The organism is Xylophilus sp. ASV27 (genome assembly GCF_016428875.1).
In the GTDB taxonomy this organism is placed as follows: domain Bacteria; phylum Pseudomonadota; class Gammaproteobacteria; order Burkholderiales; family Burkholderiaceae_C; genus Xylophilus.
This window is the reverse complement of sequence record NZ_JAELTO010000055.1, coordinates 19,623-29,056: the sequence shown is the minus strand read 5'-3', so window position 1 is coordinate 29,056 and position 9,434 is coordinate 19,623. Positions and strand designations below refer to the sequence as shown.

At 65.1% G+C, this 9,434-nt stretch carries 8 protein-coding genes and 1 pseudogene; 8 read left to right on the top strand and 1 reads right to left on the bottom strand.

Annotated features, from left to right (window positions below):
* Both JHD63_RS12930 and bcsG read left to right on the top strand, forming a co-directional pair.
* Positions 1–126 (top strand): annotated as a pseudogene (locus JHD63_RS12930) (IS5/IS1182 family transposase); the annotation flags it as partial.
* Between the two features lie 16 nt (positions 127–142).
* A complete protein-coding gene (gene bcsG / locus JHD63_RS12925) occupies positions 143–838 on the top strand; it encodes a cellulose biosynthesis protein BcsG (protein WP_370590499.1) in 696 nt (231 codons plus the stop codon).
* 68 nt (positions 839–906) lie between these two features.
* Here the strand turns inward: bcsG and JHD63_RS12920 are convergent, their stop codons facing one another.
* Positions 907–1,401 carry a GNAT family N-acetyltransferase gene (locus tag JHD63_RS12920; RefSeq protein WP_198971152.1) on the bottom strand — a complete coding sequence of 165 codons (495 nt, stop codon included), beginning with the start codon at positions 1,399–1,401 and terminating at the stop codon, positions 907–909.
* 201 nt (positions 1,402–1,602) lie between these two features.
* On the opposite strand from JHD63_RS12920, the gene pilV reads away from it, so the two are divergent.
* From pilV to JHD63_RS12890, 6 genes are read left to right on the top strand one after another with little or no spacing between them, the layout of a single operon-like run.
* Positions 1,603–2,232, top strand: coding sequence for a type IV pilus modification protein PilV (gene pilV / locus JHD63_RS12915; RefSeq protein WP_198971151.1), 630 nt, complete (start codon positions 1,603–1,605; stop codon positions 2,230–2,232).
* Positions 2,233–2,245: 13 nt separating this feature from the next.
* A complete protein-coding gene (locus JHD63_RS12910; protein WP_198971150.1) occupies positions 2,246–3,235 on the top strand; it encodes a PilW family protein in 990 nt (329 codons plus the stop codon).
* 11 nt (positions 3,236–3,246) lie between these two features.
* Positions 3,247–3,864 carry a pilus assembly PilX family protein gene (locus tag JHD63_RS12905; RefSeq protein WP_198971149.1) on the top strand — a complete coding sequence of 206 codons (618 nt, stop codon included), beginning with the start codon at positions 3,247–3,249 and terminating at the stop codon, positions 3,862–3,864.
* Between the two features lie 16 nt (positions 3,865–3,880).
* Positions 3,881–8,314, top strand: a complete 4,434-nt coding sequence (locus JHD63_RS12900; RefSeq protein ID WP_198971148.1) for a pilus assembly protein — start codon at positions 3,881–3,883, stop codon at positions 8,312–8,314.
* The gene (locus JHD63_RS12895) at positions 8,311–8,775 is read left to right on the top strand and encodes a type IV pilin protein (protein WP_198971147.1); all 465 of its coding nucleotides are present in this window, start codon (positions 8,311–8,313) and stop codon (positions 8,773–8,775) included. Before JHD63_RS12900 ends, JHD63_RS12895 begins: the two co-directional genes overlap by 4 nt.
* Complete coding sequence (locus tag JHD63_RS12890; protein WP_198971153.1) at positions 8,763–9,359, top strand: GspH/FimT family pseudopilin; 597 nt, start codon at positions 8,763–8,765, stop codon at positions 9,357–9,359. Before JHD63_RS12895 ends, JHD63_RS12890 begins: the two co-directional genes overlap by 13 nt.
* Positions 9,360–9,434: the final 75 nt, after the last annotated feature.

Below are 9,434 nucleotides of genomic sequence, written 5' to 3'. Positions count from 1 at the left end.
CTGTTCGCCACGGTAGGCCAGACGCTGCAGGCCCGAGGTCTGAAGGTGGGCACGGGCACGATCGTGGACGCCACCATCATCGGCGCGCCCAGCTCGACGAAGAACGCGGACAAGGCGCGCGACCCCGCCCGCGTTCGACATCGTGTTGCTGCATGTCTGCTCCCTGTCGTGGGATGACCTGGACGTGGTGGGCATGCGCAACCACCCGCTGTTGCGGCGCTTCGACGCGGTCTTCACCCAGTTCAACTCGGCCGCAAGCTACAGCGGCCCCGCCATGCTGAGGGTGCTGCGCGGCAACTGCGGCCAGCAGCCGCACAAGGCGCTCTACGAGGGCACGGACCCGTCCTGCTACGTCTTTCACAGCCTGGAACGGCTGGGCTATAAGACCCATGCGCTGCTCAATCACGACGGACACTTCGACCAGTTCCTGACCGATCTGGAGTGCGTGGGCCGCCCCGTGGTTGTGCTGCTGGTGCCCGAGCACGGCGCCGCGCTGCGCGGCGACAAGCTGCAGATCTCGGGCATGCGCGAGATCCCCAGCCCGCGCATCACCCTCGTGCCCGCCGCCATGAAGATCGTGGGCCTGCCCGCCGGCGCCGGCAGCGGCCCCGTGGTGGTGGACCAGCCGGTGAGCTACTTCGGTCTCAACGCCCTGCTGGGCGACATGCTGCGCGACAGCCCCTTCACGCCCGGGAGCCGCCCGCTGGCCGAGCGCATGGCCCACCTGGAAACCACCGCATTCGCATCCGAGAACGGCGACATGCTCGTGATGCGTGACGCCGCCGGGCAGTACCGCATGCGCACGGACAAGGGCGTCTGGGTGCCATACAACCCCTGACGAGGCCGCGCCTCGGACCGACAGGTGCTACGGCCGGACCTGTGCAGGTTGAGCAGCGACAGGATCGTTCAGACCACGGCACGCTTGAGCCGGACCTCTTCCACGCGCTCGGCGCCTACCAGCGCGGTGCGCAGCGTAGTCATCTCGCGCTTGAAGCCGGCCAGTTCGAAGAAGCGCAACGCACGCTCGTTGCGCAGCGTGACCCAGGCCGTGACGTGGGTGCAGCCCTCGTCCTCCAGCCCTTCGCGCGCCGCGTCCCACAGCGCCACGCCCACACCCTGGCCGTGGTGCGAGGGCAGCACATACAGGGCCCAGACCTCGCCCATGGTCGGCTTGGACTTGGGATCGCGCGAGCGGTCGAAACCGACGAAGCCGACGATCCGCTCGCCCTCCAGCGCCACGTGCACCTGCGGCTCTCCGTACTCGATCGCCTCGCGCCAGAACGCGACCTGGCGCGGGGACACCGACTCGGTGGAGCCCACATGCAGGTGGTGGACGGCGGCCACGGCGGCGGCATCGCGGAGTTCGGCGGGGCGGACGGAAACGGACAGCGAGGGGTGCATGGAAAGATGAGAAACGGAAAAAGGCCGCGCAAAAGCACGGCCAACCAAGAAAGCGGCGCAATGGAGCGGAAATGCCCGCTCCGCTGGCCGCCGAACGGCAGATGGCAAGGGATCGGCGGCAAGGGCGCTCGACCATGTCCCGGGCACAATCCCGATTATCCCCGACGCCCGCCGCTCCCTGCCCCAGGACGACCTGTTTCCATGCCCATCTCTCCTAGCAAGCATCGCCGCAAAGCTCTGGGCTTCAGCCTGGTCGAGGTCCTCGTCTCCATCGTGGTGCTGTCCTTCGGGCTGCTGGGCATGGTGGGGCTGCAGGCCATGGCGTTGCAGGCCAACCGCGATGCGCGGCTGCAATCGGTGGCCACCGGCCTGGCCCGTGAACTGGGCGAGATGATGCGTGGCAATGCCGAGATCGCGGCCAAGACCACCTCCAATCCCTATCTGGTGAGCGACCTGCGCTCCAGACTTGCATCACCCACGCCCTCCTCCTGCCTGAACATCGGCAGCAACTGCACCGGAGGCACGCCGGCGGATACCGCGCTGAACATTGCCAAGGCACAGATCACCGAATGGCTGGCGCGCGTGGAAAACGAGTTGCCGAGCCCGCGCGTGACCGTGTGCCTGGACTCCGCGCCCTACGACAGCGCAGGCATGCCCCAGTGGGCCTGCACTCAGACCTCGGGCGGAGGCGATACCGTGATGGTCAAGATCGGCTGGACGCGCAACCCCTACAACCGCAGCGCGAGCAATAGCAACACCAGCGCGGGCACACCCCAACTGGCCACCGATGGCACACCCGGCGTCATCGTCCCGGTCAGCATGAAGCCCTGAAAAGCCCCGGCACATGAATACCTTGCGACCACCCCGGATACCGCATCCCGCCGCGCAAGCGCGCGGCTTCACCCTTGTGGAACTGCTGGTCGCCATGGGGCTGAGCGTGCTGATGGCGATGGCGGCCGTGGCGGCCCTGACCGTCGCCCGCCAGGGCTTCACCGTGGTGGATGCCAGCTCGCAACTGCGCGACAACGGGCGCTACGCGGCAGACACCCTCAACCGTCTCGCCGTGCAGGCCGGCTTCGAGCGAGTGATTTTCGCCGTGACCGAGCCGAAAAACGAGGTCGGCGTGACCACCAATCCGCCGCCCAGCGTACAGGGCGTAGACAACGCCTATGCTTCTGCCACGGACCCCTTGAACAACTACACCACCCGCACCAGCGGCTCCACCAGCTATGGCAGCGACATTCTGATCCTGCGCTACCAGGCGGAGGAGACCTTTCCTGGTTCCGGCGTCAATGACAGGACGATGATCGACTGCATGGGCAAGCCCGCGAAAGGTGCATGGAGCCCGAATGACCGTTACGACCGCATCGACAGCGTCTTGTACGTCTCGGACAGCGGTGGCGAGCCGGCATTGATGTGCAATACCACGAACGTTGATGGGAAACCGGTTCCCCAGCCCCTGGTGCAGGGAGTGGAGATCTTTCAGGTGCTCTACGGCGTGGATGGCGTGACGCCCAACGCCGCCCCCTCGGCGAGCTTGCCCGCCCCCATCCGCCCCGAGCGCTTCCTGCGCGCGAGCCAGATGGTCGTGGCAGGCGACGAAGCGGCCACCAACGCCAACTGGCAGCGCGTGCGCAGCATCCGTATCGGCATGGTGCTCAGAGGCCCCGTGGGCTCCGCGCAGCAGCGCGTCGCGCAGACCCTCTATCCCTTCGGCTCGGCTGCCATGTCATCCAGCAGCGACCCTGGCACCGTCTTCAACGCGCCGGCCGACGGCCGCCTGCGGCAGACGGTGACCTTCACCATCCAGTTGCGCAACGACCAACGCCTGTGAACACCTGCGCCATGCCCTCTTCCATCCCCGCGGAGCCGCACGCCCGCAACACGCCAAGGCGCAACGCCGGCGCATCGCTGATCGTCATCCTGATGATCCTGGTCGTGGTCTCCATCCTGGGCATCAGCGGGGCGCAGATCTCCATGATGGCCGAGCATGGCGCGCGCAATGATCGCGACACGCAGGTTGCGTGGCAAGCGGCGGAGGCCGGCCTGGTGGATGCCGAATACGACATCCGCAGCGGTTCGCGCTCCGCCGCCATCTTCACCGTCGACAACAACAGCAACAAGATCGACGTCAACAACTTCGTCTCCGGGTGCGGCGACACGGGCGACCAGTTGGGACTCTGCTCGCTGCCCACCGACCCCGCGAGCAAGCCCCCATGGCTCGCCGTGCCCCTGACCGGCGGCAAGGCCGTGGAGTTCGGCCGGTTCACCAGCCGGACGTTTCCGGCCGGCACCGGCGCGGAATCGGCCCGCAAGCCCCGCTACATCATCGAAGCGATCCCCGATGCCGGCTACCGTGATACCTCGGCTTCGGCCCGGCCCTATGTCTACCGCGTCACCGCCCTGGGCTACGGCCCGCGCGACGACATCCAGGCGGTGGTGCAGATGATCTTCAGAAACTGAGCAGGAAAGAGGCGCCATGCCAGTCCCGAACCCCTTCCATGCCACGCGTGCACCAGCGCGGCGACGCGTGCGCCTTGGCATCGCCGCGCTGGCCGTTGCGGCGGCGGGCGCCTTCTCCTTCGTCGTCGTGGGGCAGTCGAGCACGCCTCCCAGCATTCCGCTCGTGGACCTCGGCAGCGACCCGCTCTATGCCACCACCAGCGGCGACAAGCCGGCTCTGGCCTTGGCCCTCTCGGTGGAATTCCCCACAGTGGGCGCCCAGTACGTGCGGGATGACGGAAGCACCAACAACACTCAGGACCCGACCTACAGCAGCACCAAAGAATATCTGGGCTACTACGACGCGGAGAGCTGCTATGTCTACAACGATGCGCCAACGGAGACGGTTGCCACGGGCATGAGCGCTGCGGACTACAAGCGCTTCGACCGTAGCGGTGCAGCCAGCGCCCGCAAGTGCAGCGACGCATTCAGCGGCAACTTCCTCAACTGGGCCAGCAGCTCCGCCATCGACATGCTGCGGCTTTCCCTATCGGGCGGAGACCGTTGGATCGACACCAGTGGCCTGACTATTCTGCAGCGCGCAGTGCTGCCGAATGGCGACCCCGTGTGCATGTGGAACAGCACTAATTTCCCTGCGAAGCAATTGCAGCGTAGCGGCGATGGCACCACCGCATATTGGGGTGCAGTTCCGCAGAAGATGGTCACCGCGGCCAATGGCAGCGACATCTGGGTCGCCAATACATTGGATCGTATTTACTTCGGCACCTCGCAAGGTGGCTCGTGCACCTCCACTAGTAGCTACAAGCTTTCAGCCAAGTCCACGGCGCCGACCCTGACGAACAATCCGTTTGCGACCCCTTCCACAGCCGTGTCTTCATTCAACGGTACCCGGTGCGCGTCAGAGGGGGAAACCTGCAGCTTCAGCGGCCTCAAGGAAGTGCTCTACGGCTCGACCAAGAGCGGCAACAAACCGGGGGGATGGCTTACCTTCATCGCTACCGATGGAGCCAGCTGCAGCAACACGGTCACCGGGGCGACGGTGGACCCGGCCCCGGGCATTGGGAAGACGTGCTACTACCGCAACTACACCGGCACGCCCCCCAACGACACGAACGCACTCAACAGCGACGGCTTTTTCTACGCGCGGGTTCAAGTCTGCAACAGCAGCGGCGGAGTGCTGCAGGACTCGCGCGACTATGGCCTGTGCAGCCGCTACCCATCCGGCAACTACAAGCCGGTCGGCGCGATCCAGAAGTACAGCGACCAACTGCGGCTTGCGGCCTTCGGCTACCTGCTCGATCAGACCGCGAGCTACAACGAAGGAGGCCGCTACGGCGGCGTGCTGCGCGCCCCCATGAAGTTCGTCGGCCCCAGGACCTTCGACATCTACGGCCAGGAAAACACGCCCGCTGGCGGGAACCCGAAGGCGGAATGGGATCCCCAGACGGGGGTCTTCCTGACGAACCCAGACAACGACACCACGCAGAACCCCGGCATCAGCGGCGTGGTGAACTACCTGAACAAGTTTGGACGCACAGGCGTGAAGGGGCGCTACAAGATTTACGATCCCATTGGCGAGCTCTACTACGAGACGCTGCGCTACATGCAGGGACTGCAACCAAGCGATGCAGCCGTCAGCAATATCACGACCGCCATGTACGACGGTTTTCCGGTATTCACGGACTGGAGCAACCTCGACCCCTATGCGGGCCGCAGCAGCACCGCCAGCTACGCCTGCCTGAAGAGCAACATCGTGGTGATTGGCGACATACACACCCACGACGGCAACAGGTTTCCTGCAGGCAGCGCGAGCGGTAACATTCCCGACATTTCCTATTGGACAGGCATAGTCCAGAGCTTCGAGAGAAACTCAACCTCCACCACCTACCTTGACGGCCAGGGCGTGTCGCGCAACGCTGGCAATCCCAATGGAGCCAACAACAGCGTACCCACGGACTCCAAAACCAGCGTCATCATGGGCGCCGCTTACTGGGCGCGCACCCATGACATCCGTGGCAGCACATGGACCGCACAGCCCTCCAAGCAACGGCCAGGCCTGCGGATCAAGACATTCACGTTCGACGTGAACGAGTACGGGGAATCCAGCATTGCCAACAATCGCCGTTACCAGAACCAGTTGTTCATGGCGGCCAAGTACGGCGGCTTCGAAACCGACCCGTCCAACATCGGTGGAAGGCCGTTCAACACCTGGGGCAACCCGTTCAAGCGCGAGACCGGCACGAACGACAACGACGTCTGGCAGAAGCAGAGCGACCCCGGCGAAGCCGCCAGCTACTACCTGCAGAGCAGCGCACGCGGCGTACTGAGCGCTTTCGACGACATCTTCAGCCGGGCCGCCACCTCCGGCCGCAGCATTGCCGGGACCTCCATCAGCCAGGGCGGCACCGGCTCTGACGGCAAGGTGACTTTTCAGGGTTCGTTCGACACCGCGAACTGGACCGGCGACGTCACGGCCTACCCGCTGACCGGCGGGGGGCTCAACATCGGCAGTACTCCGCTGTGGAGCGCGGCCAACCTGCTCACGGGTCTGCCACGGCCAGCGACATCACGCAACATCGTGGTCGGAAAGAAATCGCCCAGCGCCAGCCCGGTGGCGACGAGCTTCACCTGGGACGCGATCGAAGCCAGCCTCAAGACCGACCTGGCCAAGCTGACGCCAACCTCGGCTCAGGACGCCAATGCGCAGGCGCGGCTCAACTACCTTCGCGGCAACAGAACCGACGAGGTCAGCCTGTTCCGAGTCAGGACCAAACTGCTAGGGGACATCGTCAATTCGGGCGTGGTCTACTCCGGCGCGCCCGGCACCAGCATCGCGTCCGCAGGCTATGCAGCCTTCTACAAAGCCAACAAGGACCGGACGCCGGCCGTCTTCGTCGGGGCCAACGACGGAATGCTGCACGCCTTCAATGCGACGACAGGCAACGCCGGATCCGGCCAGGAGATGTTCGCCTACATCCCGAGCTGGATGGGCCCCAAGCTGGCGGCACTGACCAGCAAGACCTACCTCAATGCCCACCAGAGCTACGTGGACGCAACCCCTGTCGTAGCCGAGGCCCAGGTGGGAACGGGCGATACCGCCTCCGACTGGAGGACCGTGCTGGTCGGCGGTACCGGAGGGGGCGGCCGCGGCATCTATGCACTGGATGTGACCAATCCCGCCACTTTCACCGCCTCGAACGTGCTGTGGGAGTTCACGCAGGCAGACGACCCCGACATGGGCTACGTCACCGGGACGCCGCAGATCCTGAAGTTTCAGACCAACGCGCTGTCGGCGGCCACGCCGACCTATGGCTGGTATGCGGTCGTAGGCAGCGGCGTCAACAACTACAAGAACGACAACGGGGTGTTCAGCACGAGCGGCAGGCCTGCGCTCTTCATACTGGATCTGCGCAAGCCCGCGGGCACTGCCTGGGCCCTCGGTACCAACTATTTCAAGCTCAGCCTGCCCTTCGACAGCACCCTGGCTACCAGCAACGCGACCGGCCTCATCAACTTTGCCGCACGCCTTGGCAGCCGCGGCGAGGTCGCCAAGATCTTCATGGGGGATCTGCACGGCAACGTATGGAACGCTGACTTTGCGCGGCTGGCCCGCAACGGCACCAGCGACTGGACCATGGAAACCGTGACCGGCTACAGAAAGACTGCGACCATGCCGTATCCGCTGTACATCGCCAGGGACGGATCGGGCAAGGTGCAGCCGATCACCGCAGCGCCCCTGCTGTTCAGCGGCGAAGCGGCCAGCGTGACCTACGTGGCCTTTGGCACCGGCAAGTACCTGGAGACGTCGGATCGCGCATCCACTTCCGTCAACTCGTTCTATGCGTTGTACGACAGCGATGAGAAGATCGCCGCTGACTCGCCGAATGCCGTGAGCGTAGTGGCCGGCCGTTCGCGGCTGCAAGCGGCCACCGTCGCCAGCACGAACAACGGCCTGAGCATCACGACTCCGCCTTTCCGCTGGGGGCGCCCCACCAGCAACTCGGACAGCACCCAGCGATCGGGCTGGTACTTCGACCTGCCGGCATCCGGTGAGCGGGTGATCTACCCGGCCAAGTACGTCGCCGGCAGTATGGCCGTGCTCAACTCGCTCACCCCGGCGGCGTCGGGGCAAGGTGCGCAAATCTGCGCGGCGGCCGGCGGTAGCGGTAGCACCTACCTGCTCAATCTTGATACCGGCAAGGGAACCGCGACGGCATCCACCGTGGGCCTGCTGGGCCCGCCGCTGTCTGCCGGGACAACCCCTTCGGGGACGTCGTCCGTCATCAAGGACAACACGGGACGCGAGACGAAGACAACGACCACCAACGTACTCGTACCGGGCTCGGGCGGCATGACGCAGATCTCCGTCAGCACCACGGTGACCGTCGGCCGGCTCAGTTGGCGCCAGATCAACAATTACCAGGCACTCAGGAACTTCGGAAGCCCATGACCCCTCATCTGCAACGCCCGCCGCAGCGGGGCTTCACGCTGATCGAACTCATGATCGTGGCGGCCATCGTCGCCATACTCGCCAGCATCGCCTATCCGTCCTACAAGGACTCGGTGCTCAAAGGCCGGCGCGCGCAGGCGCGCACGGCTTTGATGGAGGTGCTGCAGCAGGAGGAGCGCTACATGACACAGAACAACACATACCTGGAGTTCGACAGCAGCAGCACGGTGTTCAAGACCTTCTCCGGCGACAACAACAGTAGCCCGGCGTATGATTTGTCGGCCCAGAAATGCGATGCGCCTTCGGGCGGCGTCCAGCCCGACATCCGGGACTGCGTCCGCATTCTGGCAACCCCGAGGCAGCCCGATCCCGAGGTCAACATCCTGCGCGTGACGTCCACAGGCATCAAGGACTGCACCGGTACCGCGTGGACCAACAATAAACGGCTATGCTGGCCCTGAGTCCCCGCGCCCGGCACCCGGCAGCGATGCGGGGCTTCACCCTCGTCGAGCTGATGGTGACGGTATCGATCGCCGCCATCCTGCTCATGGTCGGCGTGCCGAGCTTCGTCGAGTTTCAGCGCAATTCCGAGCTGACCGGGGCCGCCAACTCGCTGCTCGCCTCCATCAACGCGGCGCGTTCCGAGGCCATGAAGCGCAACTTCAACGCCATGGTGGTCCCCACGGACGGCGCCAACTGGAAAAACGGCTGGACGGTCTTCGTCGACAGCAACATGAATGCGAGCCTGGATGCTTCGGACATGGTCATTTCGCGCAGGGAAGCGCTTCCTGCCTACTTCAGCGTGACGGGCACGAAATCGGCCGCAGGCTCAGCTCCCTACGTGATCTTCAACGGCTCGGGCTATTCCCTCACGAGCGACAACTCCCACGCCAATCTCACGCTCATTTTTCAGCGCAACGACCTGAGCGGCCCAGACCAGTTTGCGCAAACCAGACTCCTCAAGGTGCTCGGAACGGGTCGAACACGCGTATGCAAGCCCGCCTCCGCGCAGGACCGCTTGTGCGACATCGCGTCGGACGACTGACGCGGCAGTCGTCCGGGTCCTCGCACCGGCTCCGCTGTCCGGCAGCGCGGTAGCCCGGTAGCCCGACCGGCCCGC

Bases quoted from the DNA above. Each gene is read 5' to 3' on its own strand.
- JHD63_RS12920 (WP_198971152.1), bottom strand. From the start codon at position 1,401: ATGCACCCCTCGCTGTCCGTTTCCGTCCGCCCCGCCGAACTCCGCGAT.
- pilV (WP_198971151.1), top strand. From the start codon at position 1,603: ATGCCCATCTCTCCTAGCAAGCATCGCCGCAAAGCTCTGGGCTTCAGC.
- JHD63_RS12910 (WP_198971150.1), top strand. From the start codon at position 2,246: ATGAATACCTTGCGACCACCCCGGATACCGCATCCCGCCGCGCAAGCG.
- JHD63_RS12905 (WP_198971149.1), top strand. From the start codon at position 3,247: ATGCCCTCTTCCATCCCCGCGGAGCCGCACGCCCGCAACACGCCAAGG.
- JHD63_RS12900 (WP_198971148.1), top strand. From the start codon at position 3,881: ATGCCAGTCCCGAACCCCTTCCATGCCACGCGTGCACCAGCGCGGCGA.
- JHD63_RS12895 (WP_198971147.1), top strand. From the start codon at position 8,311: ATGACCCCTCATCTGCAACGCCCGCCGCAGCGGGGCTTCACGCTGATC.
- JHD63_RS12890 (WP_198971153.1), top strand. From the start codon at position 8,763: ATGCTGGCCCTGAGTCCCCGCGCCCGGCACCCGGCAGCGATGCGGGGC.